Source organism: Conexibacter sp. W3-3-2 (assembly GCF_009707605.1).
Lineage (GTDB): Bacteria > Actinomycetota > Thermoleophilia > Solirubrobacterales > Solirubrobacteraceae > Paraconexibacter > Paraconexibacter algicola.
Genome location: NZ_WLYW01000001.1, coordinates 4,542,111 through 4,567,245 on the forward strand (window position 1 = coordinate 4,542,111; position 25,135 = coordinate 4,567,245).

Consider the following 25,135-nt stretch of genomic DNA (forward strand, 5'->3'; position numbering starts at 1 on the left):
GTCCGTACCCTCGGCAGATGGCCCTCACCTCCGCCGACGCCCAGACCTTCGAGCGCTGCATGAGCGTGGCCGGCGTCGCCGTGTTCCCGGCCGACACGGTCTACGGCCTGGCGTGCGACGCCGACGAGAAGGAGGCGGTCCGCCGCCTCTACGCGCTCAAGCGCCGCCGCCCGGACAAGCCCGCCGCGGTCATGTTCTTCCAGAGCGAGCTCGCGCTCACCGCCCTGCCGGAGCTCGGCGACCGCACCCGTGAGGCGGTCCGCCGGCTGACCCCGGGCGGGGTGACGCTGCTGCTGCCCAACCCGGCGCACCGCTTCCCGCTGGCCTGCGGGCCGTCCCCGGACGTGCTGGGCCTGCGGATCCCCGCGCTCGGCCTGGAGGCCGCGGCGCTGCACGAGGTCCGCTGGCCGGTGCTGCAGTCCAGTGCCAACCTCGCCGGGGGGGCCGGACGCGCGCCGTCTGGACGAGGTCGACCCGGTGCTGCGCGAGGAGGCCGATCTCGTCCTCGACGCCGGGGAGCTGCCGGGCACGCCGTCGACCGTGGTCGACCTCACGACCTACGAGCAGGACGGCGACCACCGGATCGTCCGGCAGGGCCTGGTCGCCGCCGACGAGGTCGCCGCCGCGCTGGTCTGAGCACTACGATCGCGCCCATGCGCATCGCCGTCGGCTCCGACCACGCCGGGTTCCACCTCAAGGAGCACGTCGCCGCGACGCTGCGTGCCGCCGGGCACGAGGTCGTCGACGTGGGCACCACCTCGCCGGACTCCGTCGACTACCCGGGCTTCGCGCGCGACGCCGCCGCCCTCGTCGCCGGCGGCGAGGCCGAGCGCGGCGTGCTGGCCTGCGGGTCGGGCGTCGGGGTCGCGATCGTCGCGAACAAGGTCGGCGGCATCCGGGCGGTCAACGCGCACGACCCGCAGGAGGCGGAGATGTCGCGGCGCCACAACGACGCGAACGTCGTGACGCTGTCGGGCGCCCGGCTCGAGCCCGGCACGGCCGACGAGATCGTCCGCACCTTCCTCGACACCGACTTCGAGGGCGGCCGTCACGCCCGCCGCGTCGGGCAGATCGCCGACATCGAGGCGTAGGAGCACGCACCCCCAGGTGGTACCTTGGGGGCGTCGCGACTGGCGCAGCCGCGGCCGGACGGCGTCCGGTCGACGAGGTGGAGACGACCACCGGGGAGCGACGAGAGCCACACCGCCGCGCGCCTGGGCACCACCCGCAACGTCCGCCGCCACCGCAAGGGAGCACGCCCGTGTCCGACCTGCCGTCCGACTTCTTCAACCGCCCGATCGCCGAGGTCGACCCCGAGGTCGCGCACGCGATCGGCCTCGAGCTCGAGCGCCAGCAGCGCACGCTCGAGATGATCGCCAGCGAGAACTTCGTCCCGCAGGCGATCCTCGACGCGCAGGGCAGCGTGCTGACCAACAAGTACGCCGAGGGCTACCCGGGCCGCCGCTACTACGGCGGCTGCGAGCACGTCGACGTCATCGAGCAGCTGGCGATCGACCGCGCCAAGCAGCTGTTCGGCGCCGAGCACGCCAACGTCCAGCCGCACGCGGGCGCCCAGACCAACACCGCCGTCTACCACGCGCTGCTGCAGCCCGGGGACACCGTCATGGGCCTCGCGCTCCCGCACGGCGGCCACCTCTCGCACGGCATGAAGCTCAACGTCTCGGGTCGCCTGTACGACATCGCCCCGTACGAGGTCTCGGCCGAGACCGGGCTCGTGGACATGGACGCCGTCGAGCGGATCGCGCACGAGCGCAAGCCGAAGATGATCGTCGCGGGCTGGTCCGCGTACCCGCGCCACCTCGACTTCGCGCGCTTCCGCGAGATCGCCGACGCGGTCGGCGCCTACCTGCTCGTGGACATGGCGCACTTCGCCGGCCTCGTCGCCGCGGGCGTGCACCCGAGCCCCGTCCCGCACGCGGACGTCGTGACGACCACCGTCCACAAGACCCTCGGCGGCGCCCGTGGCGGCCTCATCCTCTGCCGCGAGGAGCACCAGAAGAAGATCGACAGCGCCGTCTTCCCGGGCCAGCAGGGCGGCCCGCTGGAGCACGTCGTCGCCGGCAAGGCCGTCGCGTTCAAGATCGCGATGAGCGAGCAGTTCAAGGAGCGCCAGGTCCGCACCATCGCCGGCGCCCGCGCGGTCGCCGACGCGCTGCTGGCCGAGGGGCCGCGCAGCCACGGCGTGAACGTCCTGACCGGGGGCACCGACGTGCACCTCGTGCTCGCCGACCTGCGCGAGAGCGAGATCGACGGCCAGCAGAGCGAGGACCGCCTGCACGAGATCGGCATCACGGTCAACCGCAACTCGGTCCCGTTCGACCCGCGCCCGCCGATGGTCACGAGCGGCCTGCGCGTCGGCGCGTCGGCGCTCGCCACCCGGGGCCTGTCGGTCGAGGACTTCGCCGAGGTCGGCGAGATCATCGCGACCGCGCTGACCCCCGAGTTCGCGGACCGCAAGGCGGAGCTCGCCGAGCGCGTCGTCGCGATCGCCGACAAGCACCCGCTCTACGAGCACCTGGGCGCCCGCGCCGCGGTCTGAGCCCCACGCCGCCCCGGGGCCGCCTGGCCGCTCCGGGGCGTAGGCTTCCCGGCGGCCATGACCGTCGAAGACGCCATCCTCGCCCTGGTGGCGGCCTTCGTGGTCGCGGCCCTGGCGACCCCGCTGACGTCCCGGCTGGCCCGGGCCGTCGGGGCGGTCGACCGGCCGCGCGACCGCGGACTGGCCGCCGGTGGCACGCCGCTGCTCGGCGGCCTGGCGATGCTCGCGGCGGTCCTCGTCGCGGGCCTGCTGTTCCTCGACTTCGGCGGCATCCTCGGCGACCGCCTGCACGGCATCCTCGCCGGGGCGGTCGTGATCGCGCTCGTCGGCGCGCTGGACGACCGCTTCGACCTGCACCCGGCGGTCAAGCTGCTCGGCCAGGTCGGGGCGGCGAGCGTGCCGGTCGCCGCCGGCGTCGAGGTCACGAACATCACGTTCCCGTTCCTCGGCGCGGTCGACTTCGGCAGCGCGGGCGCGCCCCTGACCGTGGTCGGGCTGGTGGCGGTGATGAACGTCGTGAACCTCTCCGACGGCATCGACGGCCTCGCGGCCGGGGTCTGCGCGATCGCCGCGGCGGCGTTCGCGATCATCGCGTTCGACCTGCAGCGCGACCACGCGGGCGTGCTCGCGGCGATCACCTGCGGGGCGGCGCTCGGCTTCCTCGTGCACAACTTCCACCCGGCGAGCGCCTTCATGGGCGACTGCGGGTCGAACCTGCTCGGGCTGCTGCTGGGCTGCGTCGCGGTGGAGGGCGCGGTCAAGACGCAGGCGATCCTCGCCCTGCTGTTCCCGCTCGTCGTCCTGGCGGTGCCGTTCCTGGACACGACCTTCGTCGTCCTGAAGCGGCTGAAGTACCGCCGGCCGATCTACGCGGCGGACACCAACCACTTCCACCACCGCTTCAGCGCGATCGGCTTCAGCCAGCGGCGGACGGTCCTGTACCTCTACGCGTGGACGGTCTGCCTGGCGGGGTTCGCGGTGGCGCTGCGGTTCGTCCCCTACTCCGACAACGGCGGCAGCTTCGACCCCGGCTGGACGGCGGTGATGGCCGGGCTCGGGCTGCTCGTGCTCGCCGCCAGCGTGTACCTCGTCTACACGCTCGAGATCCTGAAGTTCCGGGTGACGCTGCGGCGGCGCACGGGCCGGGCGGCCGCGGACGTCGACGCCGAGGTGGCGCGGGCGATGGAGACCGGCGAGTTCCAGGCGCTGCGGGCGGACGACGGTCCTAGCGGACCCCGTACACCGTCCGCATGAAGATCCCGCAGAGCGCGTCGACGAGCTCCTCGGGCGCGTACGGCTCGCCCTGGGCGAGCTGCTCGTAGAAGGCGCGCTCGACCATCCACACGAGCGCGAACGCGGTCGGGTGCGGGGCCCCGAGGACCGTCCCCTCCGGGCGCTCGGCGGCGATCCGCTCGGCGGCCGCGTCGACGAAGCGGCCGAGCAGCGAGCGCCAGAACGCGGCGACCTCCGGACCGCCGGCCGCCGCCTCGACGACCGCGCGCACGAGCGACGCGTGGTCGCGGTAGACCCCCTGGATCGCGGTGAGGAGGTTGTCCCGTAGCTCGTAGAACTTTGTAGGCGGCGGTTCTCCCGCCTCGTCCGCTCCCGTTGGGAGCGTGACGGGTGCTTGAAGTCCATCCGAGACAGGAGAACCGCCGTGAGGAACGTAGAGCAGGACCCCGACGGCCGCGAGCTCGCGCTGCCGCCCGCTGTGCAGGAGGCGCTCGGAGAGCTCGTCAATGCCGCCAAGGACGGGCTGCTGGCGTTGAGCGTCGGCGTCGGGCTCGGCGTGCTGGACACGCTGATGGAAGAAGAGGTCACCGAGGTCGTCGGCCCGAAAGGCCGACGCGACCCGGACCGCGTCGCGGTGCGCCACGGCCACGAACCGGGCGAGGTCACCTTGGGCGGCCGGCGTGTCGGCGTGCAACGCCCGCGGGTGCGGGCCGCTGACGGCAGCGGCGAGATCCGCCTTCAGACCTACGCGCACTTCGCCGACCGTGACCCACTCACCCGGGTCGTGCTCGAGCAGATGCTCGCCGGCGTCTCCACGCGACGGTTCGCGCGCACCCGGGAGCCGGTCGGCGAGCACGTGACCGCGGCCGAGCGGTCGACCTCCAAGAGCGCGGTCAGCCGCGAGTTCGTCGGGCGCACGACCGAGCACCTGCGCGCGCTCATGTCGCGCGACCTGGGCGACGTGCGGTTGGCGGCGCTGATGCTCGACGGGATCGAGCTCAAAGGCCGCTGCTGCGTCGTCGCCCTCGGGGTCACGACCGATGGGGTGAAGGTCCCGCTCGGCCTCTGGGACGGCAGCACCGAGAACCAGACGGTCGCCCGGCACCTCCTCGCCGACCTCGTCGACCGTGGCCTGGACCTCGACCAGGGCGTCCTGGTCGTCCTGGACGGCGGAAAGGCGCTGCGCGCGGCGGTCGACCAGGTCCTCGGCCCGGTCCCCGTCCAGCGATGCATCCGCCACAAGGAGAGGAACGTCCTGGACCACCTCCCCGAGGCCGATCGCGACCTCGTCAAGCGCAGGTTGCGCACCGCCTGGAAGCAGTCCAACTACGAGCTCGCGCTCGACGGCCTCAACCGGCTCGCCGACGAACTCGCCCACTCCCATCCCGGAGCCGCGGCGTCGCTGCGCGAAGGCCTCCCCGAGACGCTCACACTGCAGCGCCTCGGCTGCCCCGAGCAACTCCGCCGCACCCTCGCCTCGACGAACCCGATCGAGTCGATGATCGAGTTCGTCCGCCGCACCTCCAGGAACGTGAAGCGCTGGCAGTCCGGCGACATGTGCCTCAGATGGACCGCCGCCGGCATGCTCGAAGCCGAACAGCAGTTCCGGAAAATCATCGGCGTCGACCACCTCGCCACACTCACGATCGCCGTCGAGCGCGACCTCGCCGCCCGACGCTCCGCAACCGCCTCGCCGACCATGTCCACCACGACCCCCGAGCCGGCCGCTACGCTCGCACCCGCTCACTGATCACCGAACCGCCGCCGAGAAGTTCCACGGCGACCGGGACATCCTCCGCTGCGGGTCGAGCACGGTCTGACTCAAGACGAGCTTGCCGACCGCGCCGACATGGACGCAGCCGAGATCAGGCGCTTGGAGACGGCGCGACGTGATCCGGGCGTACGGGTGCTTCATCGTCTCGCTGAGGGCCTCGGGGTTCCCGCTGCGGACCTGCTGCGCATCGGCGACTGATCGACCGCCACGACGGCTCAGCGCGGGTTAGCGCGTCGTGCGAGTTGCCACGCGCGCGTGACGCCTTGCTGCGCGACGAAGGCCACGAGGTTCACGGTCGCTGCGACCGCGTAGACGGACAAGAATGTGGTCACGCCGAACACGGCGCGTCGGGCGCATGGCACCTGCTCGGCGACGATCAGCCCGGCCCCGGCGCACACGACGGCGGACGCAGCAATTGCCGCGACGAACCAAAAGGGCCAGAACTCCGCGATTGGGCCTTCGGTGTCGCGGTCCAAGACCACGGCGTACTCACGCGAGAGGAATGCCACCACGATTGCCAGCCCCGCCACGACGACGCCGAGGACGGCACCGATCAACCCGAACTCGGCGATCAGCAGGTTGGGCAACGTCGCACTGAGCGTGCTCGACTTCACGAGCGTTGTCCCCGCGGCGGTCACGATGACGGCGACAGCGAGGTCCCATCCCAGAAGATGCTGCCGCTGCTCCCACGTCGTGGCGAATAGGTTCTTGACGGGTGGCGGCGTGTCGCTCGCGATGTCCTCAGACATCGCCGTCAGGGTGGGCGTCTTCGTCGGGGCGATGCCTCGGGACCTCCGGCGCGATCTCGTTCATCAGGTCCCGGATCTTGGATCCGATGGTCTGAGCGGAGTCGCCCTGAACCACCTCGATGACCCCGGAGACGAATCGCTTGGCTGAGTCGAAGAAGCGGCGCTTGTCGCCAACGAAGCCCGTCGCCCTATACGAGCCGTTGCCTAGCGACGCGGTGTCGGCAGCGCCGTCTAGCAATGTGTCGCGGACGTTGAGCCCGGCGCTTGACTCGGCCTCAATCGTGAGACGCTCGGCCTCGACCTCGCCGGCCAACTCGCGAACTTGGCGGGCTCGCTTACTGTAGCCGGGGTTTGGCTGCCGCAACGTGACGCGGAATCGAGTCACGCGGTCGACCTCGCTGAGCCATGCCTCGAACTCGCGCGCGTCCGAAAGGAGATTGGCTTCCAGGCCCGCCTTCGCCAAGAACTGCTTGAGGACGTGAAGGAAGGAATCGCGCTTGAGATCGGTCCCACGATCTTCGAAGGCGAGAAGTTGCGAGTTCAAGTCGATGACGAAGTGCGCGAAGTTGCCTTGCCGCGCCGGAGACTCTGAGCTGATCCAGACGTGCTTTTCGTCGTCGTAGTCGATCTCGGCATGCCGAGTACGGCGACGAAACCCGAGCTGCGCGTAGACAACGCCGTCGCGCTCGTCCCAGGCTGGTTCCGACAGGCGCCATTCTCGACCGTAGTAGGACTCCTGGCGGTCGGCATCGAGTGCGCGTTCCAGGGCCTCCGGGAACCGCTCGTGCATCAACGCGAGCTGCGAAGGACGGCGGTCGATGAAGCTCACCTTGGCCAACCAGATGGTTCGGGAGCTGCGACGTGGCATCGCACGACTGTACGGCCACCTCCCGACGGAGCCGCCCTACCGGTTGCCCTTCGCTCGGTTGTGCGTGACGCACAACATCTCGCAGTTCTTCAGGTCGGTGTCGCCGCCCTTGGACCACGCCGTTACGTGGTCGGCTTCCATCTCGCCGATGGCGTAAATCCGCGTCTTGTTGGCGTTGTCTCCGACTGCGCAGAGCGGGCAGTTCGACACGCCGTCCTTCTTGGCCTTGTCCGTCTGACGCTTGTACGCGGCGTGCTTCGTTGGGTCATCGAAGAGGCGGATCCCGAGAAGCTGCGTAGCGGTCTTGCCGCCCAGGACGTACTCGTAGATCGCCTTCCTGTCGCGGACGGCAGGATCCCCACGAAGCTCTTCGACGTCCGCGTCTAGCGCTGCCGCGTTGTAGGCGGTCGAGTGGAAACGCTCGTAGAGACTGCCCCAGGGGAGCCCCCGCATCTCCTTGTCGGGCGCTCGCGGAAAGACGCTGCCGATCCAGTCGATAACCGACGTGAAATAGGTCTTCAGCTCTGCGATGTCGGTGTCCCATCGGTGCTGAGCAAGGTAGGAGTCGACCGCGATCCCGTCGGACTCGGAAACCCAACCCAGCGCGACCGCAAGAACCTCCTGTCGCTTCGGGTCACCCTTCACGTACCACGACCACTTCTGCATGTTCGCGTTCTGCGAGTTGCTGAACTCCGCCTTGGCCTTCGTGACGAACGGCCCGGAGTAGATCGCGTTTAGAAGCTCTTGCGGCTTCAGCTCGACGCCGGAGATGTTGATGGTGCGAAACCAGTCCTTGATCTCCTTCTCGGTTCCTCGGCACTCCCACACGAGCAGCACGCTGTTGAGGAGCTTCTCTTGCTCGTCGACCGGCAGCGAGGAGAACGTCTGCTCCTTGCCGTCCTGGCGAATCGCGAACTTGCCAGTCACGAACCGCCCGACGCTCGTGATCCGCTGCTGCCCGTCGAGCACTTCGAGGCTGTCGCCGACAACGTTGAAGTAGATGAGCCCGAGCGGATAGCCCTTCAGCAGCGAGTCGATGACGGCGACGTCCTTCTTGCCGTCGTTGTAGATGTAGTTGCGCTGGTATTCGGGTTGGATCACGAGCTTGCCGGCCAAGCCGAACAAGCCCTTCCCTTCAAGCTCGTTGTAGACGAATCCGTCGATGACTTCTGCGACGGTGTAGTGCTTCAGGTCGGTTTTCACGAGCCAGCTTTCCGTCGGATGAACAGCCGCTTGTAGATGCGCTTGACGGGATACCCAACATCGAAGTACGTCCCAGGGCCGAAAGAATCCGTGCGGACGAAGCAACCGAGCGTTCCGGTCTTCGACTTCATGTGGACACCGTCGACGACCTTCTCCTTCGGGCCGTAGGTTCGCGATGGCGCGTAGTCACCCTCGCTGCTGCCGACGATCTCGAACTGGTCCGGGTTGTATCTGTCCAAGAACGTGATTGGGACGCCCATCAGGCCGTCGTGGTCGCTCGGGATCGCGTCAACGAACGGAACCTCGATGGCCTCGAAGTTGTCGTACATCGGGTAGCCGACGCCACGCACTTCCTTGTGCTTGCTGAACTTGACGTTGTCTGCCTTCGTCATGAGCTGCAACGGCTCGTGACGCCGACCGTGATCGATGTTCGTGAACCAGCACGAGTTCCCCAGTCGCGTGTAGTCGCGCTCAGCGTCAGGCGGGTAGCCGAGCTTCTCTGCCTTGAGCCGGTCGGCGTCACTGACGTTCGCGCCCTTCGGGACGCCGAACACCATGTCACTGCTGTTGCCCGTGGCCCCCCTTCCATAGCTCGTTCGCCATGATGTGCGGGAAGACTTCGTTGTAGGTGATCGCGTTGTTGCTCCCGATGACCGAGACTTTTCGCCCGCCTCCCAGTACCCACGTCATGAAGGAGCGGAAGAGACTGAACGGCGGATTCGTGATGATGAAGTCAGCCTCATCACGCAGTGCCGTGACCTCAGGGCTGCGGAAGTCCCCGTCGCCGTCGAGGTACTCCCACTGAAGGTCGTCGATGTTGATGACGCCGTCGCCGCTGATGTCCTTGGCCTCCAACGTGAACTTCTTGCCGTTGGTGCGCGTCTTGTTGGCGTCGAAGGCCGGGCTCTCCGACTCGAACAACGTCGGCTGGTAGTTGATCTTGGCCGGGTTGCTGTCCGGGGCGTAGGACGTCGAGATCAACTTCTTCAGGCCGAAGTCCATGAAGTGCAGCGCGAAGAACTTCGCGAAGTTGCTCCACTCGGGGTCGTCGCACGGGAGCAGCACGACCTTGTCTCGGAAGACATCGGGGTCGTACTCTAGGTAGGCGTTCATCTCGCGCTCGATGTCGGCCCACTGCGTGTAGAACTCGTCGTTCTTGGCAGCCTTCGCAGCGCCGAGGTGGCTGTTCTTCGATCCGTCGTTCTGCGTCGACACGGGCACGACCCTAGAGAAGGCAGCCGACGGGCAAGGCGCGGCGCAGGCAGCGCGGCCCTTATGAACATACGAAGGGGCGAACGCGGCTGCTCGACACCGGGGGAGGACCGTCCGGGCGGTTGCCACAGCGGAGTCCCGCGACAGGAAACGGGCCGGGGGTGCTCACGCTGCCATAACCGGCTGCCATCGTGGCGATGAACCCTGCCGAGAACGCACGAGAGCCCCATTTCTGGGGCTCTCGTGTCCGACGAAGGTCCTGCTGAAGCGCTACTTGATGAACAGCATCTCCGAGTACTTCGGGATCGGCCACAGGTCGTCGGCGACGACCTTCTCGAGCTTGTCCGCCGCGACGCGCACGTCGTTGGCGGCCGCGAGCACGACGTCGCGCATGTAGGCCGCGTGCTTCACGCCGCCGTCGGGGCCGTCGTGGTCGTTGGCCTTCTCGAGCGCGAAGATCGCCTCCACCAGCTCGGTGATGAGTCCGTCGAGCTCCTCCTTGAGCTTCTCGATCGCGGGGCTGTCGCCACCGTCGTCGAGCAGCTCCGCGTGGCGCAGGGCCGCCGGCAGGATCATCGTCCGCGCCATCGAGGCCGCGGTCTCCGCCTCGATGTTCGCCTTCGACGAGTACTGCTCGACGAAGACCTCGTAGCGGGACTCGAGCTCGCGCTTGGAGAGGACCTTGAACTTCTTGAACGTGTCGACCGTCTGCTTGTTGACGATCCACGGCAGGGCGTCGGGGGTCGTCGGCAGGTTCAGCAGGCCGCGCTTCTCGGCCTCCTTGTGCCACGCCTCGGAGTAGCCGTCACCGTCGAAGACGATGTGGCCGTCCTCCTCCCAGACCGTCTTGACGACCGCGGACACCGCCGCGAAGACGTCGCCCTTGGCGGCCTTCAGCTCCTTGGCCAGCTGGCCGCTGAGCTCGGAGATCGCCTCGGCGGTGATCGTGTTGAGGACCGTGTTGACGAAGCCCAGCGACATGCTGGAGCCGACCGCGCGGAACTCGAAGCGGTTACCGGTGAACGCGAACGGCGAGGTGCGGTTGCGGTCGCCGCCGTCCTTGGGCAGCTGCGGCAGCATGTTCGTGCCGAGGCCGAGGAACGACTTCTTCGGCACGGTGCCCTTGCCGGTCGCGATCTTCTCGAACGCCGTCTGCAGCTCGGCGCCGAGGAAGATCGAGATGATCGCCGGCGGCGCCTCGTTGGCGCCGAGACGGTGGTCCTGGCCGATGTTCGCGACCGACGCGCGCAGCAGCGCCTGGTGCTTGTTGACGGCCTTGATGACCGCCGACGCGAAGAACAGGAACTGCGCGTTGGCCTCGGGCGTGTCGCCCGGGTTGAGCAGGTTCACCTTCGTGTCCGTGCCCATCGACCAGTTGTTGTGCTTGCCCGAGCCGTTGAGGCCGGCGAACGGCTTCTCGTGCAGCAGGCAGACCATGCCGTAGCGGCGGGCGACGTTCTGCAGGATCTGCATCGTCAGCTGCTGGTGGTCGGAGCTGATGTTCGAGTTCTCGAACAGCGGCGCGAGCTCGTACTGACCCGGGGCGACCTCGTTGTGACGGGTCTTGATCGGGACGCCGAGCTTGGAGAGCTCCTCCTCGACCTCGAGCATGTAGGAGAGGACGCGCTCCGGGATCGACCCGAAGTAGTGCTCGTCGAGCTCCTGGCCCTTGGGCGGCTTGGCGCCGAACAGCGAGCGGCCGGTCGTGTACAGGTCGGGGCGCTCGAAGTAGTACTGCTCGTCGACGAGGAAGTACTCCTGCTCCGGGCCGACCGTCGTGAAGACGCGCGTGGCGGTCTCGTCGCCGAGCAGCTTCAGCGCCTTGATCGCCTCGTTCGACAGCGCGTCCATCGAGCGCAGCAGCGGGATCTTCGCGTCGAGCGCCTCACCCGTCCACGAGACGAACGCCGTCGGGATGCACAGCAGCGCGCCGTTGGGGTTCTCGAGGATGAACGCGGGGGAGGTGGGGTCCCAGGCGGTGTAGCCGCGCGCCTCGAACGTCGCGCGGATGCCGCCCGACGGGAACGAGGAGGCGTCCGGCTCCCCCCTGGATGAGCTCCTTGCCGGAGAACTCGGCGAGCGCCGTGCCGTCGCCGACCGGCTCGAAGAAGCCGTCGTGCTTCTCCGCCGTCAGGTTGGTCAGCGGCTGGAACCAGTGGGTGTAGTGCGTGGCGCCCTTCTCCATCGCCCACTCACGCATCGCCTGCGCGACCGAGTCGGCGAGCGAGGCGTCGAGCGGCTCGCCCGCGGCGAGCGACGCCTGGAGCGCCTTGAAGATGTGCTTCGGCAGCCGGGCCTTCTGGACGGCGACGGAGAAGACGTTGTCGCCGAAGTTGGAGGCACCGGGGACCGTGAGGTCCGCGGCGCCGAGCGCGCCGCCGTTGGAGCTCCACTGGGCGGCCGTGACGTTCTGCTGACGGGTGCGGCTCATGAGCTGTTCGATGTCCTCCTGAGGGAACGACGGGGGTAGAGGCGCGCGCGCAGAAGCGACGCGCGCGGGTTGCGTCGACCAAGGTATGCCGCGCGACGTCCCGCCACCTTATCCCGATGTCCAAACCCTCGGTGAAGGGTTTCGCCCGTGTGTCACGACGCGGTCACGTCGGTAGAAGTGGTGTAGGAGGACACCGGGTCCGGACGTAGTCCGACCACCGTGGTGTCCATGCTCGTCGGTCCCTTCCACAGGATCGATGAATGGAGCACCACGATGGCCGAGGACCGGATGATGACCCCTGCCGATGTCGTTGCGCGAGCGATGAGCGGCGAGCACGGAGATCTGTTGCGCGACGCGGTCGCGCTGGTCGTGCGTGAGTTGATGGAGGCCGAGGTCGCGCAGCTGACCGGGGCGGGCCGCGGTGAGCGGTCCGAGGACCGCGTCGCGAATCTCAACGGGTACCGCCAGCGGGCGTGGGACACCCGGGTGGGGAGCATCGAGCTGGCGATCCCCAGGACGCGGTCCGGGCCGTCGTACTTCCCGAGCTTCCTGGAGCCTCGGAGCCGGTGTGAGCAGGCGATCGTGAGCGTGGTGATGGAGGCCTACGTCAACGGCGTCAGCACCCGCAAGGTCGATCGGCTGGTGGAGCAGCTGGGGATCGGGGCGATGAGCAAGGACCGCGTCAGCCGGCTCTGTCGTGATCTGGACGAGCTGGTGGCCGAGTTCCGTGAGCGCGAGCTCACGGACGCCTATCCGTACCTGTGGCTGGATGCCAAGCACGTCAAGGTCCGCGAGCGCGGCCGGGTTGTCTCGAAGGCGCTGGTGGTCGCCTACGCGGTCAATCAGGACGGGGTGCGGGAGGTGATCGGCCTGGATATCGGCCAGGTCGAGTCGGGCCCGTTCTGGGTGGCGTTCCTGCGCTCGCTGAAAGCCCGTGGGCTGCACGGGGTGCAGCTCGCGATCAGCGACCACCACGAAGGCCTGAAGGCGGCGATCGCGCAGGTCCTGGACGCGCCGTGGCAGCGCTGCACCGTGCACTTCGTCCGCAACATGCACGGCCACTGCCGCCGCAACGAGCGCGGCCTGATCAGCGCTGGCCTGCGCGAGGTCTTCCAGGCCGCCGACGGCACCGAGGCGCGCCGCCGCGTCGGCGAACTGCTCGATCGCCTCGCACCGGTCGCTCCGAAGGTCTGCGAGCTGCTCGATGCTGCCGAAGAGGACCTCCTGGCGTTCTACGCGTTCCCGAAAGCGCACTGGAGCAAGCTGCGCTCGACCAACCCGCTGGAACGGGTCAACAAGGAGATCGGCAGGCGTTCGGATGTCGTCGGGATCTTCCCCAACGACGCGTCCGCGATCCGGCTCTGCGGCGCCGTCCTGATCGAGCAGAACGACGAGTGGCTGACCTGCCGGCGCTACCTCTCCGAAGAGTCGATGGCGGTCGTCCTGGCGGGCCCCATCGAGGACGCCGACGAGGTCCACGACCTGGAGGTCGCGAGCCTTGCGGCCTGACCCCCTCCGCTGGAGGCTGCACGCGTTGGGGGTCTCGCCTCGGCTCGCCCTCCGGGCTCACCTCAGCGACACCCCCAACGCGATCCGAGAGGAGAAGAGCCCCCTCCACACGGCCTGACACGCCGCGATGTACCCGACGAGCGAGCTACACCACAACACGCGACTTGACTCACGACGCCCCCGACAGGCTGGCGAATCCCCCCCGACGATGTTCCGACACATGGCTAAAGAGGTTGTGGACCGGCTGTCGCACCATGGTCGAGCACTTCGACCCAGGAGGATGTATGCGACGTTCGTCGTTGGCGGGGGCGCTCATGCTGAGCGTGCTCGCCGCACTGATCGTGCCGGCCGTTTCGATGGCCGACACGCTCGAGGCCTCACTCAACGGCCAGTTCCCGGAATCACGCGCCATCAACACCATGTGGGTGATGGTCGCCGCCCTGCTCGTCATGCTCATGCAGGTCGGCTTCATGTTCCTCGAGATCGGGTTCTCCCGTGGCAAGAACGCCGGCACCATCGTCGCGAAGATCCTCACGAACTTCTCGATCGCCGGGATCATGTTCTGGGCCTGCGGCTTCGCTCTCGCGTTCGGCGCGCCCGTCAGCGACTCGTTCAACGTCGCCGGCAAGGAGGGCTTCTTCCTGCAGGGCTTCGGCGATCCCGCCACCGCGTTCCCGGTGCTCGGGATCTTCGACGTCACCGTCGAGACGAAGTTCTTCTTCCAGTTCGTCTTCTGCGCCGTGTCCCTGGCGATCGTCTGGGGCTCCACGCTCGAGCGCATCAAGTTCGGCGTCTACATCATCTACGGCATCGTCTTCGCCGGCCTGATCTACCCGCTCGGCGCCCACTGGGTGTTCGGCGGTGGCTTCCTGCAGAACGGTGACTACCTCGGCCTCGGCCTCGTCGGCATGCAGGACTTCGCCGGCTCGACCGCGGTCCACCTGATCGGCGCCACCGGCGCCCTCGCGGCGCTTCTGCTGCTCGGGCCGCGCAAGGGCAAGTACGGCCCCGACGGCAAGCCGCGCGCCATCCCGGGCCACAACATGCCGCTCTTCGGCCTGTCCGTCCTGATCCTCTGGTTCGGCTGGTTCGGCTTCAACGGCGGCACCGCGCTGTCCGGCCTCGACGGCCGCTACCCGGAGATCATCCTGATCACCAACCTGGCCGCCGGCTCCGGCGTCCTGGGCGCCCTGCTCATGTCCAAGATCAAGATGGGCACGCTGGACATCGGCATGGCCGGCAACGGCGCGATCGGCGCGCTCGTCGCCATCACCGCCCCGTCGGGCTACGTCGAGGCGTGGACCGCCCCGATCATCGGCGTCATCGCCGGCCTGCTCGTGCCGATCTGCGTGATCGCGATCGACAAGAAGGTCGACGACCCGGTCGGCGTGCTGACCGCGCACGGCATCTGCGGCATCTGGGGCACGCTCGCGTGCGGCATCTTCACCGCGCCGCGCCTGGCCCAGTACAACGCGTTCGGTGATCCGAACGGCGGCCTGATCTACAGCGGCTCGTTCGACCAGCTGCTGGCCCAGGTCGTCGGACTCCTCATCGCCTTCTCGTTCGTCTTCCTCATGAGCTACGGCACCTTCTGGCTCATCAAGAAGACCTACGGCCTGCGCGTGACGGAGGCCGAGGAGGACGCCGGTCTCGACATCTCCGAGCACGGCATGTACGGCTACCCGGAGCAGTTCATCCCGTCCGCCGAGCTCGTCGGCTACGGTGCCGCCCCGGCGGCGTCCGCGAAGGCGGGGGCCCCCATTGCGACCACGAAGGAGGCCACCGCGTGAAGAAGATCGAGGCGTTCATCCGCCACGAGGCGTTCGAGCCGATCCGGCTCGAGCTCCTCGGGCTCGGGTTCCCCCTCGCTGAGCATCAGCGAGGTCAAGGGCTCGGGCCGTCAGAAGGGCATCACGGAGCGCTACCGAGGCGCCGAGCTGACGAACTACCTCCGGCCGAAGCTGAAGCTGGAGTGCGTCGTCTCAGACCGGGACGTGCAGACGATCGTGGACACGATCCTCAAGCACGGCCGCACCGGTGCGGTGGGCGACGGCAAGGTGTTCGTCCAGCCCGTCGACGACGCGTACCGCGTCCGGACCGGTGAGTCGGGCGAGGAGATCCTGCAGGCGCACCCGGACGCCGCAGCGACCACCTAGTCCGACCGACCCAGCAGAGCGCCTGGCCGGGGCGGCGGCGCACACCAGTGCCGTCGCCCCGCCTGCGTTCACCGGAGGAACCCATGGCCACGCCGATCCCCCTGAGAGACATGTCCGCCACGCCCGCACGCAACCAGCCCGACCCGCACTCCGGAGGCCTCGTCGAGCGCCTCCGCGCGATCCACCTCCAGATGGTCGAGGCGGTCCTCGGGGGCGACGGCCTGGACCGCGTCGCGCGGCTCGCCGCCGACGCGGCCGGCGGCGCCGTCGTCGTCGCCATCCCCCGACTGCAGGCCTTCGCGCAGGGCGGGCCGTCCGCGCCGCCCGAGACGCTCGACGCCGTCAAGCGCTACGTCGCGGACCGCGTCAAGGGCCGCCCCGTCCCCGCGCCCGACGGCGTCCTGATGGACGTGCCGATCAGCTCCGGTGACGAGGTCGTCGGCGCGGTCGTCCTGCTCGCCGCCGCCGACGCCACCCCCGCCGACGAGGCCGGGGAGTACCTGCACCTCGCCGCGGTCGCCTCGCTGACCGAGGTCGCCATCGAGGAGGCCAAGGAGGAGGTCGAGCAGAACCTGCGCGGCTCCTTCCTCGAGGACCTGCGCTCGCGCCCCGACCTCGAGCCGCGCGAGATCGTGCGCCGTGCCGGCCGGCTCGGCTGCGACCTGTCGCGCGGCACGGTCGTGCTCTGCGCCGAGCTGAAGACCGACCGTCCCCGCCACGTCGTCGCGATCATCAACGGCGACGAGCCCGGCGCCCTCGCCCAGCTCATCGACGACCGCGTCTACGCCCTGCTGCCCGCGGCCGGCGGCGACGACGCGCCCGAGGCGACGCTCGACCGTGCGCGCCGGCTCGCCCAGCGGCTCGGCCAGTACGGCACCGTCGGCCTCTCGAGCTTCTACGCCGACCCCGGCGAGTTCGCCCGCGCGATCCAGGAGGCCGAGCTCGTCCTCGACGTCCTGCGCCAGAGCGACGGGACCGGCGGCTTCGACAGCCACGACATCGGGACCGGCACCTACCGGCTGCTGTTCCGGGTCCTCGCCTCGCACCCCGAGGAGGTCCGGTCCTTCTACGAGGACACCGTCGCGCCGATCGTCCGCTACGACGACCAGTACCGCACCGACCTCGTCGGCACCCTCGAGTCCTATCTCGAGCAGAACTGCAACATGAACGCGACCGCCGCGGCCATCTACGCCCACCGGCACACCGTCGCGTACCGGCTCGAGCGCGTGAAGGAGCTCACCGGCCTCGACCCCATGCTCTCCGAGGACCGCGAGCGCCTCGGCCTCGGCCTCAAGGCGTACCGGATCATCGCGCCGCGGCTGCCCAAGTGAGGGTGGGGGGCGGCGGGGGCTGACGGGCGCCCCCGCTCGCTCCGGCACTCGGCCTCCGGCCTCGCACCGGATGCCGCTCGCGGGGGCGCCCGCCGAGCCCCGCCGCAGCCGGGGGCGCTGCGCGCGGCTAGCGCTCGTCGGTGTCCCGGACGACCTTGCCGGTCTCCGGGTCGACGCGCGACCGGGCGGGCGCGTCGGAGATGTCGACGGTGAAGTCGCCGGCCTGCTCGCTGGCCGTCTTCGCCTTGCCGTCGAGGCCGGCGGCCACGCGGTACTTCACCGTGTGGGTGCCGGACTGCACCGGGGTGACCCGCCACGAGAACGTGCGCGTCTGGCCGGCGGGGAGCGAGCCCAGGGCCCACGTGTTGGTGTAGGCGGTGTCGCCGCCGACCGGCGGACGGTCGATGACCCAGACCGGGCGCGACGGGTCGGCCAGGCCGGGCTGCTCGGAGTCCTTGGAGAAGGAGTCGACCGTGACGGCCACGACCGGCACCGCCTTCGTGTCCGCGTTGCGGACCGTGATCTTCATCTCGCTGGCCGACGCGAGCGACTGGCGCTCGGGGAACGACGCGGAGACGACCTCGAGCGCGTACGTGCCCGAGGGCTCGTCCGCGTCCTGTCGCTCGCCACCGCCACAGCCGGCGATCACAAGGGTGGCCGCGGTGAGCACCGCGCTGGTCTGGAAGCTCCCTCTCACAGCGCGCCGCAACGTACCAGACGCAGGGGCGTCCGCGGGACGGTTTCCGCGCGCGTGTGACCGCGGGGCACCGGCGGCGCGCCGGACCGAACGTTCCCGTTTGTCAGAGGTCCGGCGAAAGGCATAGACTCCGGCGTCGTCACTGGGTCCGGTGACTCATGACCCTGAGGAGGGGCTGTCCGTGGTACGTAACGTCGCCGATCGAGCGTTTCTTCCGACGAAGAACGTCCTCGAAGAGGTCGGGGACATGATGATCCTGACGGGGAAGACCATCGTGTCGGCCCTCCGCCCGCCGTACCCGTACGGCGGCGAGTTCGTGCAGCAGTTCCTGTTCACGCTGCGGCTCTGCTGGTTCCCGCTGCTGGTCTCCACGATCGCCTTCGGCTACGGGGCGCCCGGTCTGCAGGCGGCGAACTTCCTCGTGCTGTTCGGCGCGCTGGACCGCCTCGGCGGGTTCTTCGTCCTCGCGTCGATCCGCGAGTTCGCGCCGTTCGTGACCGCGATCGTGCTCGCCGGCGTCGCCGGCACCGCGATCACCGCGGACCTCGGCGCCCGCAAGATCCGCGAGGAGCTCGACGCGCTCCAGGTGCTCGGCGTCGACCCGGTGAAGAACCTCGTCGTGCCGCGGTTCCTCGCGCTGATGCTCGTCACCGGGCTGTTCGACATCTACGCGCTGCTGTTCGGCATCTTCGGCGGCATCCTCGCCACGCTCGTCAACGGCGCGCCGCTCGGCCCGTTCTGGGCGACCTTCTTCACCAACGCGTCCGTGACCGACCTCTGGGGGTCGGTGCTGAAGTGCACCATGTTCGGCGCGATCATCGCGATCGTCTGCTGCTACAAGGGCATGACCGCCTCCGGCGGTGCCGAGGGGGTGGGACGTGCCGTCAACCAGGCCGTCGTCATCGCCTTCCTCGGGGTGTTCGCGTTCAACTACGTGTTCACCCAGACACTCCTGGCAACCCACCCCGAGATCACGGTGATCCGATGAACACCGGCTGGCTCAGCGTCCCCCGGGACTGGATCGCGAACTTCGGCGAGATCGCCAAGTTCTGCGGCAAGATCGCCGGGCAGGTCTACAGCCTGCGCGTGCTGCGCTTCTTCGGCGAGGCGCTGCGGCAGTGCGGGATCCTCATCCTCAGCTCGACGCTCGTCATCTGGGGCCTCGTCTTCATCATCGGCCTCCAGTGCGGGATCGAGGGCGCGTACTTCAACCGCTCGGTCGGCGCCCCGGCCTACGCGGGAGTCTTCTCCGCCTGGTGCGACCTGCGCGAGCTGGTGCCCTACGCCTTCGGCTACATGATGGCCGCGAAGGTCGGGACCGGCATCGTCGCCGAGCTCGGATCGATGCGGATCTCCGACGAGATCGACGCGCTCGAGGTCATGGGCATCGACTCCACGGTGTTCCTCTGCGCGACGCGCCTGCTCGCCGCCTGGCTCGTGCTGCCGTTCATGTACATCGCGGCGGTCGGCGCCGGCTTCTTCGCGAGCTACCTCGCGGTCGTCGAGCAGATCGGCGAGGTCAGCTCCGGCGGCTTCTTCCTCATCTTCTGGATGTTCCAGAACCCACCCGACCTGCTCTACAGCGTCATCAAGGGGATGACGATGGCGACGGTCATCGTGCTCGTCGGGTGCTACTACGGCTACCACGCCAGCGGGGACCCGTGGGCGTCGGCACCGCGACCGCGAAGTCCATGGTCCTCAACATCGTGCTCGTCCATCTCATCGGGATGCTCGGCACGCAGCTCTTCTGGGGTGCGAATCCCCGGGCCCCGATCGGAGGTTGACCCCCATGCCGCGCATTCCTCGACGGGGCGGAGGCTCCGGAGACGACACCCCCAAGCCGCCGGCCGACGACTGGCTCAGCGACGACGCTCCGCGCGTCGACGAGCCCACGGCCGTGACCCCGCCCGCGCCGCCGGTCGAGGTCCCGCCGATCGACGTCCCGGCGCCCGCCCCGGCCGCCGCCGCGGCGCCGGAGCCCGCCCCGGTCAAGGTCGTCAGCGAGCCCGAGCCCCCGGCCGGCCGTCTCGACGACGACGAGTACAAGTGGCACACCGGCCTCGCGACCCCGGCGGGGACGCCGGATGCGGTGGAGTTCATCGATGTGCACAAGGCGTTTGGGCGCAACAAGATCCTGCGGGGTCTGAACATGGGTCTTCCGGAGGGGAAGATCTCGATGATCCTGGGGCCGTCGGGGACGGGGAAGTCGGTGTGCATCAAGCACATGGTCGGGTTGCTGTACCCGGACGAGGGTGATGTGCTGGTGCACGGGGAGTCGGTGCCGAACATGCCCGACGACGATCTGTTCGAGATGCGCAAGAAGTTCGGGGTGCTGTTCCAGGACGGCGCGTTGTTCGGGTCGATGAACATCTTCGACAACGTGGCGTTCCCGCTGCGGCAGCACACGGAGAAGTCCGAGGACGAGATCGCGCAGATCGTCAATCAGCGCATGGAGGAGGTCGGTCTCGGGGCGGCGAAGGACAAGTTCCCCAACGAGCTGTCGGGTGGCATGCGCAAGCGTGCGGGGTTTGCGCGGGCGCTGGTGCTGGATCCGGACATCGTGTTGTTCGACGAGCCGGACTCGGGTCTGGATCCGGTGCGTACGGCGCTTCTGGGTGAGCTGATCCAGGAGATCCACGAGACGGTGATGAACGAGGCGCGGGCGGATGGGCGTAAGCACATGCCGGCGTTCGCGATCATCAGTCACGACATCATGACCTGCCGTCGGGTGGCGGAGTACATCTCGGTGTTGTGGCGGGGGAAGATCGTGGAGGCGGGTCCGGCGCAGGACATGCTCAACAGCGACAACCCGTTCATCCGGCAGTTCCTCGCGGGCGAGTCGATGGGCCCGCTCACCATGGACTGACGGATCGTCCATCCGTCCAGGGTCCGCGGCACCCACCGCGGATCCATCGGGCCGGCCGGTCACCGGCCCGAGAAGCCGCAGACGACCTTCACGCAAGATCAACAGTCGTTCGGGCATGATGCCCGCCCCGCTCGCCCCAGTCCCACTTCGAGGGCACCTCTGCACCAGCGCCGCACACCCCTTGTCGTTCCCCCGTTCGCCGATCCCCGCAGGACCGCGCGATGACCGCTGCCCGCGCCGGGATCGTCGGCCTGCTCGTCGTCACGCTCGCGGTCGTCGCGGTCGTCCTCACGCGTGGCGACGACGTCACGAGCTACACCCTGCGGTTCGAGAACGCCGGCCAGCTGGTGAAGGACGACGACGTCCAGATCGGCGGCCGCCGCGTCGGCTCGATCCGCGAGATCACACTCACCGGGGACAACCAGGCCGAGGTGCGGATCGAGCTCGAGAACGCCTACGCGCCGCTGCACGTCGGGTCGACCGCCGTCATCCGCGCCACCTCGCTGTCGGGCATCGCCAACCGCTACATCGCGATCTCCCCGGGCGCGAACTCCAACCCGGAGATCCCCGAGGGCACGACCCTGTCCGCGGAGAGCTCGACGACGATCGTCGACCTCGACCAGCTCTTCAACACGCTCGACCCCAAGGCGCGCCGCTCGCTGCAGGAGGTCATCCGCGGATCCTCGGTCCAGTACAACGGCAAGGGGCGACAGGCCAACGAGGGCGCGAAGTACTTCAACCCCGCGATCTCGACCACCGCACGGCTCGTCAACGAGCTGACGCGCGACCAGAAGGTCTTCACCGACTTCCTCGTCTCGAGCTCGAAGGTCGTCACCGCGCTGGCCGAGCGCCGCCCGCAGCTCGCCTCGCTGATCGCCAACACGAACCAGACCGCCGCCGCCATCGGGGACGAGCGCGTCGCGCTGGACACGTCGCTCGGCGTGCTCCCCGACACGCTGCGCCGCGCGAACACGACGTTCGTGAACCTCCGCTCGACGATCACCGACCTCGACACGCTCGTCGCCGAGAGCAAGCCCGCCACGAAGGAGCTCGCCCGCTTCCTGCGCGAGCTGCGGCCGCTCGTCGCCGACGCCCGCCCGACGATCAAGGACCTGCGCACCCTGATCCGCAAGCCCGGGACCGGGAACGACCTCATCGAGCTCGTCCGCAAGGCCCCGCGCCTGGAGCGCGTCGCCAGGCCCGCGCTCGCCAACGGCATCGAGGCGTTCCGCAAGACCACGCCGGTCCTGCAGTTCATCCGTCCCTACACCGCCGACCTCGCGGGCTGGATCCGCGACTTCGGCCAGGGCGCCTCCAACTACGACGCCAACGGCCACTACGCGCGCATCTCGCCGATCGCGAACCTCTACTCGCTCACCGACAACGTCCTCAACCCGCTGCAGAGCGCCGCCCCGCTCGACGGGTTCCAGAACGGGGTCGTGCGCCGCTGCCCGGGCGCCGCGAGCCAGACCCGTCCCGACGGGTCCAACAACTGGCGTGACACCGACGGGAAGCTCGACTGCGACCCGTCCCTGACCCTCCCCGGCCCGTGAAGCGCCTCGCCGCCATCCTCGCCCTCGGCGTCCTCGCCGCCGCGTTCGCCGTCTTCGGCAGCGGCGCCGGCGACGGCGACGCGTACCTCGTGCGCGCGGAGTTCCGCAACGCCTTCTCCGTCATCCCCGGCGAGGACGTCAAGATCGCCGGCGTGCGCGTCGGCTCGATCGAGGCGCTCGACGTCACCGACCGGCAGACCGCGGCCGTCACGCTGAAGATCGAGGAGCCCGGCTTCCAGGACTTCCGCACCGACGCCACCTGCACGATCCGGCCGCAGTCGCTGATCGGCGAGAAGTTCGTCGAGTGCACCCCGACGCAGCCCAAGGCGCAGGGCGCCGCCCCGTCCCCGAAGCTGCAGCGGATCACCTCCGGCGAGGGGGAGGGCGAGTACCGCCTTCCCGGCCTGCAGGCCAGCCCGGTCGACCTCGACCTCGTCAACAACACGCTGCGGCTGCCGTACCGCCAGCGGCTCTCGCTGATCCTCAACGAGCTCGGCGCCGGCCTCGCGGGCCGCGGCCAGGACCTCAACGCGATCATCCGCGACGCCGACCCGGGCCTGAAGGCGACCGACAAGGTCCTGAAGATCCTCGCGTCGCAGAACCGCGTCCTCGCCGACCTCGCCCGCGACTCCGACACCGTCATGCGGCCGCTGGCGCGCGAGCGCGGCCGCGTCGCCGACTTCGTCCAGCAGGCGAACACGACCGCGCAGGCGACCGCCGAGCGGCGCGTCGACCTCGAGCGCAACCTCCAGCGGCTCCCCGCCTTCCTGCGTGAGCTGCGGCCGACGATGGCCCGGCTCGGCGAGCTCGGCGACCAGTTCACCCCGGTGCTGTCGGACCTCGGCCGGGTCGCGCCCGACGTCAACCGCTTCGTGTCCCAGCTCGGGCCGTTCACCCGCTCGGCCACGACGTCGCTGACGTCGCTGGGCGACACGACCGTGGTCGGCCGCGACGCGCTGCTCAAGAGCAAGCCGATCATCGACGACCTACGCCAGTTCGGCATCCAGGCGAAGCCGCTGTCGACGAACCTCGACGCGCTCCTGACGAGCTTCAAGGAGACCGGCGGCGTCGAGCGGCTGATGGACTACCTCTTCTACCAGGTGGCCGCGATCAACGGGTTCGACCAGTTCGGGCACTACCTGCGCGCACAGCTCGTCGTGAACCTCTGCTCCACGTACGCGGTCACCAACGACCCGGCGTGCAGCGCGAACTTCACCGGCACCGCGTCGCGCAGCGTCACGACGCGCTCCGCCCAGAGCGCCCTCGACGCGATCGACGACGGCCGCTCGCCGCTGCTGGCCAAGACCGACGCGGTGCTGCGCGGCATGAGCCCCGAGGACGTGCGCGCCGCCACCACGACCGCGCGCCAGCGCGACGAGGCCAGGCCCGCGCTCGCCCCGCTGCCCGCCCGCCCCGCGAAGGGCGAGGCACCGCTGCAGCTGCCCGCGTTCCTGCCCTCGACCGGCGAGGCCACGCCGCAGAAGGCGGCGCCCGCGCCCGCCCCGTCCGCGACGCCGGGCAGCGCGTCCCCCGCGACCGAGGGCCTCCTCGACTACCTGCTCGGCGGGGGGGGCTGATGCAGCGTCGCAGCCCGTCCCTCGCCGCCAACCCGGTGCTCATCGGCGCCGCGACGACCCTGATCGTCATCGTCGCCGTCTTCCTCGCGTACAACGCCAACAGCGGCCTGCCGTTCGTGCCGAGCTACTCGGTCAAGACGCTCGTGCCCTCGGCCGCGAACCTCGTGCCCGGCAACGAGGTCCGCCTCGGCGGCGCGCGCGTCGGCGTCGTGCAGGACATCACCCCGGTCCGGCGGCCCGACGGGTCCGTCATCGCCGAGCTCGACCTGAAGCTCGAGACGACCGTCAAGCCGCTGCCCGTCGACTCGACGATCCTCGTGCGCCCGCGCTCCGCGCTGGGCCTGAAGTACGTCGAGATCACGCGCGGCACCTCCAAGCGCGGCTTCGCCGACGGCGCGACCGTCCCGTTCTCGCAGGCGACCCCCACGCCCGTCGAGTTCGACGACGTCATCAACACCTTCGACCTGCCGACCCGCAAGGCGTCGCGGACGAACATCGAGGAGTTCGGCACCGCGTTCGCCGGCCGCGGCGGCGACCTGAACATCGCGCTGCAGGAGCTGCAGCCGCTGCTGCGCAACCTCGCGCCGGTGATGGACAACCTCGCCGACCGCCGCACGCGCCTGGGCCGCTTCGTCCGCGTGCTCGGCCGCACCTCCGCGGAGGTCGCCCCCGTCGCGCAGACGCAGGCCGCGCTGTTCGCGAACCTCGACACGACGTTCGTCGCGCTCGCCGGCGTCGCCCGCCCGTTCATCCAGGACACGATCTCCGGCGGGCCCGCCGCGCTCGACGCCGGCATCCAGGGGTTCCCGCGCCAGCGCCCGTTCCTGGCGAACACCGCGAGCTTCGCGCGCGAGCTGCGTCCCGGCATCCGCGCGCTGTCCGGGGCCGCGCCCGACCTCGCCGACGCGCTGCAGATCGGCACCCCGGTCCTGCGCCGCTCGCTGGACCTCAACCGCCGCCTGAAGCCGACCTTCACCGCCCTGCAGGAGTTCGCCGCCGACCCCGCGGTCAAGCTCGGCGTCGCCGACCTCACGAACCTCGCGAAGATCGCCAACCCGACGATCGCGCACCTCACGCCCGTCCAGACGGTCTGCAACTACGTGACGCTGTGGTTCCGCAACGTCGCGAGCCTCCTGAGCGTCGGCGACAACAACGGCACCGGCCAGCGGTTCATCATCATCGCGACGCCGCAGGGACCCAACGCCGAGGGCGCGCCCTCCAGCGGTCCCGCCAACGGCCCGCTACGCGACAACTACCTGCACACCAATCCGTACCCGAACACGGCCTCGCCCGGCCAGACGCTCGAGTGCGAGGCCGGGAACGAGCGCTACGCCGCCGGCCGCCAGGTCATCGGCAACGTGCCCGGCAACCAGGGCACGTCGACCGAGAAGACGACCATTCAGAAGGACAACTGAC

21 protein-coding genes and 4 pseudogenes are annotated in these 25,135 nt (G+C 69.5%); 16 read left to right on the forward strand and 9 right to left on the reverse strand.

Annotated elements, in window-relative coordinates; genetic code table 11:
- Positions 1-17 precede the first annotated feature (17 nt).
- The 3 genes from rpiB (at position 18) to GKE82_RS21765 (ending at position 3,814) form a co-directional block, all read left to right on the forward strand.
- Complete coding sequence (rpiB, locus tag GKE82_RS21755) at positions 18-1,091, forward strand: ribose 5-phosphate isomerase B (protein WP_154734742.1); 1,074 nt, start codon at positions 18-20, stop codon at positions 1,089-1,091.
- Positions 1,092-1,261: 170 nt separating this feature from the next.
- A complete protein-coding gene (glyA, locus tag GKE82_RS21760) occupies positions 1,262-2,560 on the forward strand; it encodes a serine hydroxymethyltransferase (RefSeq protein ID WP_107569228.1) in 1,299 nt (432 codons plus the stop codon).
- 57 nt (positions 2,561-2,617) lie between these two features.
- Positions 2,618-3,814: a glycosyltransferase family 4 protein gene (locus GKE82_RS21765; RefSeq protein WP_154734743.1), complete on the forward strand. Its 1,197-nt coding sequence runs from the start codon at positions 2,618-2,620 to the stop codon at positions 3,812-3,814.
- Here the strand turns inward: GKE82_RS21765 and GKE82_RS21770 are convergent.
- Positions 3,786-4,064 carry a hypothetical protein gene (locus GKE82_RS21770; protein ID WP_154734744.1) on the reverse strand — a complete coding sequence of 93 codons (279 nt, stop codon included), beginning with the start codon at positions 4,062-4,064 and terminating at the stop codon, positions 3,786-3,788. The two genes, GKE82_RS21765 and GKE82_RS21770, sit on opposite strands and share 29 nt — an antisense overlap.
- 153 nt (positions 4,065-4,217) lie before the next feature.
- Between GKE82_RS21770 and GKE82_RS21775 the strand changes: the two genes are divergently transcribed.
- Together GKE82_RS21775 and GKE82_RS31660 are read left to right on the forward strand one after the other, a co-directional pair.
- Entirely contained in the window at positions 4,218-5,543 is a 1,326-nt protein-coding gene (locus tag GKE82_RS21775) for an IS256 family transposase (RefSeq protein WP_196189050.1), read from the forward strand.
- A 48-nt stretch (positions 5,544-5,591) separates the two neighbouring features.
- Positions 5,592-5,765, forward strand: a complete 174-nt coding sequence (locus GKE82_RS31660; protein ID WP_154735304.1) for a helix-turn-helix transcriptional regulator — start codon at positions 5,592-5,594, stop codon at positions 5,763-5,765.
- 17 nt (positions 5,766-5,782) lie between these two features.
- Here GKE82_RS31660 and GKE82_RS21785 read toward each other — a convergent pair whose 3' ends face one another.
- From GKE82_RS21785 to GKE82_RS29220, 7 genes and pseudogenes are all read right to left on the reverse strand, one after another.
- Positions 5,783-6,316, reverse strand: a complete 534-nt coding sequence (locus tag GKE82_RS21785; protein WP_154734745.1) for a hypothetical protein — start codon at positions 6,314-6,316, stop codon at positions 5,783-5,785.
- Positions 6,309-7,184 (reverse strand): hypothetical protein, encoded by an 876-nt coding sequence (locus GKE82_RS21790; protein ID WP_230316251.1) that lies wholly within the window; start codon positions 7,182-7,184, stop codon positions 6,309-6,311. The genes GKE82_RS21785 and GKE82_RS21790 overlap by 8 nt, the downstream gene beginning before the upstream one ends.
- A gap of 36 nt (positions 7,185-7,220) precedes the next feature.
- Positions 7,221-8,387 (reverse strand): DUF262 domain-containing protein, encoded by a 1,167-nt coding sequence (locus GKE82_RS21795; RefSeq protein WP_309233755.1) that lies wholly within the window; start codon positions 8,385-8,387, stop codon positions 7,221-7,223.
- A pseudogene (locus GKE82_RS31665) lies at positions 8,384-9,602 on the reverse strand (adenine-specific methyltransferase EcoRI family protein). The gene GKE82_RS21795 and the pseudogene GKE82_RS31665 overlap by 4 nt, the downstream one beginning before the upstream one ends.
- Positions 9,603-9,869: 267 nt before the next feature.
- Positions 9,870-11,450 (reverse strand): glutamine synthetase type III, encoded by a 1,581-nt coding sequence (locus GKE82_RS21805; RefSeq protein ID WP_230316253.1) that lies wholly within the window; start codon positions 11,448-11,450, stop codon positions 9,870-9,872.
- 60 nt (positions 11,451-11,510) lie between these two features.
- Positions 11,511-11,609 (reverse strand): annotated as a pseudogene (locus GKE82_RS29215) (glutamine synthetase III); the annotation flags it as partial.
- An 88-nt stretch (positions 11,610-11,697) separates the two neighbouring features.
- A pseudogene (locus GKE82_RS29220) lies at positions 11,698-12,030 on the reverse strand (glutamine synthetase III); the annotation flags it as partial.
- A 273-nt stretch (positions 12,031-12,303) separates the two neighbouring features.
- On the opposite strand from GKE82_RS29220, the gene GKE82_RS21810 reads away from it, so the two are divergent.
- The 4 genes from GKE82_RS21810 to GKE82_RS21825 all read left to right on the forward strand — a co-directional run bounded on the left by GKE82_RS21810 (position 12,304) and on the right by GKE82_RS21825 (position 17,026).
- On the forward strand, positions 12,304-13,539 hold the full coding sequence (locus GKE82_RS21810) for an IS256 family transposase (RefSeq protein ID WP_154735015.1): 1,236 nt from the start codon (positions 12,304-12,306) through the stop codon (positions 13,537-13,539).
- A 284-nt stretch (positions 13,540-13,823) separates the two neighbouring features.
- Complete coding sequence (locus GKE82_RS21815) at positions 13,824-15,329, forward strand: ammonium transporter (RefSeq protein WP_154734747.1); 1,506 nt, start codon at positions 13,824-13,826, stop codon at positions 15,327-15,329.
- Between the two features lie 120 nt (positions 15,330-15,449).
- Complete coding sequence (locus tag GKE82_RS21820; protein WP_309233830.1) at positions 15,450-15,695, forward strand: P-II family nitrogen regulator; 246 nt, start codon at positions 15,450-15,452, stop codon at positions 15,693-15,695.
- A gap of 110 nt (positions 15,696-15,805) precedes the next feature.
- Positions 15,806-17,026, forward strand: a complete 1,221-nt coding sequence (locus GKE82_RS21825; RefSeq protein ID WP_154734749.1) for a CdaR family transcriptional regulator — start codon at positions 15,806-15,808, stop codon at positions 17,024-17,026.
- A 127-nt stretch (positions 17,027-17,153) separates the two neighbouring features.
- Here the strand turns inward: GKE82_RS21825 and GKE82_RS21830 are convergent, their stop codons facing one another.
- A complete protein-coding gene (locus GKE82_RS21830) occupies positions 17,154-17,723 on the reverse strand; it encodes a hypothetical protein (RefSeq protein ID WP_154734750.1) in 570 nt (189 codons plus the stop codon).
- Positions 17,724-17,970: 247 nt separating this feature from the next.
- Between GKE82_RS21830 and GKE82_RS21835 the strand changes: the two genes are divergently transcribed.
- The 7 genes and pseudogenes from GKE82_RS21835 (at position 17,971) to GKE82_RS21860 (ending at position 25,134) form a co-directional block, all read left to right on the forward strand.
- The gene (locus GKE82_RS21835; protein ID WP_107570294.1) at positions 17,971-18,711 is read left to right on the forward strand and encodes an ABC transporter permease; all 741 of its coding nucleotides are present in this window, start codon (positions 17,971-17,973) and stop codon (positions 18,709-18,711) included.
- Positions 18,708-19,325, forward strand: a pseudogene (locus GKE82_RS21840) (ABC transporter permease); the annotation flags it as partial. The gene GKE82_RS21835 and the pseudogene GKE82_RS21840, both read left to right, overlap by 4 nt.
- A 59-nt stretch (positions 19,326-19,384) precedes the next feature.
- Positions 19,385-19,507, forward strand: a complete 123-nt coding sequence (locus tag GKE82_RS30150) for a hypothetical protein (protein ID WP_255450740.1) — start codon at positions 19,385-19,387, stop codon at positions 19,505-19,507.
- Positions 19,508-19,512: 5 nt separating this feature from the next.
- Positions 19,513-20,589 carry an ABC transporter ATP-binding protein gene (locus GKE82_RS21845; RefSeq protein WP_107570292.1) on the forward strand — a complete coding sequence of 359 codons (1,077 nt, stop codon included), beginning with the start codon at positions 19,513-19,515 and terminating at the stop codon, positions 20,587-20,589.
- A 221-nt stretch (positions 20,590-20,810) separates the two neighbouring features.
- Positions 20,811-22,142, forward strand: coding sequence for an MlaD family protein (locus GKE82_RS21850; protein WP_154734751.1), 1,332 nt, complete (start codon positions 20,811-20,813; stop codon positions 22,140-22,142).
- Positions 22,139-23,719, forward strand: coding sequence for an MlaD family protein (locus GKE82_RS21855; protein WP_196189374.1), 1,581 nt, complete (start codon positions 22,139-22,141; stop codon positions 23,717-23,719). The genes GKE82_RS21850 and GKE82_RS21855 overlap by 4 nt, the downstream gene beginning before the upstream one ends.
- Entirely contained in the window at positions 23,719-25,134 is a 1,416-nt protein-coding gene (locus tag GKE82_RS21860; RefSeq protein ID WP_107570289.1) for an MlaD family protein, read from the forward strand. Before GKE82_RS21855 ends, GKE82_RS21860 begins: the two co-directional genes overlap by 1 nt.
- Position 25,135: the final 1 nt, after the last annotated feature.

Coding starts and splice junctions, on each gene's coding strand:
- rpiB (WP_154734742.1), top strand. CDS start 18: ATGGCCCTCACCTCCGCCGACGCCCAGACCTTCGAGCGCTGCATGAGC.
- GKE82_RS21815 (WP_154734747.1), top strand. CDS start 13,824: ATGCGACGTTCGTCGTTGGCGGGGGCGCTCATGCTGAGCGTGCTCGCC.
- GKE82_RS21835 (WP_107570294.1), top strand. CDS start 17,971: ATGATGATCCTGACGGGGAAGACCATCGTGTCGGCCCTCCGCCCGCCG.
- GKE82_RS21765 (WP_154734743.1), top strand. CDS start 2,618: ATGACCGTCGAAGACGCCATCCTCGCCCTGGTGGCGGCCTTCGTGGTC.
- GKE82_RS21805 (WP_230316253.1), bottom strand. CDS start 11,450: ATGGACGCGCTGTCGAACGAGGCGATCAAGGCGCTGAAGCTGCTCGGC.
- GKE82_RS21860 (WP_107570289.1), top strand. CDS start 23,719: ATGCAGCGTCGCAGCCCGTCCCTCGCCGCCAACCCGGTGCTCATCGGC.
- GKE82_RS21845 (WP_107570292.1), top strand. CDS start 19,513: ATGCCGCGCATTCCTCGACGGGGCGGAGGCTCCGGAGACGACACCCCC.
- GKE82_RS21825 (WP_154734749.1), top strand. CDS start 15,806: ATGTCCGCCACGCCCGCACGCAACCAGCCCGACCCGCACTCCGGAGGC.
- GKE82_RS21790 (WP_230316251.1), bottom strand. CDS start 7,184: ATGCCACGTCGCAGCTCCCGAACCATCTGGTTGGCCAAGGTGAGCTTC.
- GKE82_RS21850 (WP_154734751.1), top strand. CDS start 20,811: ATGACCGCTGCCCGCGCCGGGATCGTCGGCCTGCTCGTCGTCACGCTC.
- GKE82_RS21785 (WP_154734745.1), bottom strand. CDS start 6,316: ATGTCTGAGGACATCGCGAGCGACACGCCGCCACCCGTCAAGAACCTA.
- GKE82_RS21810 (WP_154735015.1), top strand. CDS start 12,304: ATGGCCGAGGACCGGATGATGACCCCTGCCGATGTCGTTGCGCGAGCG.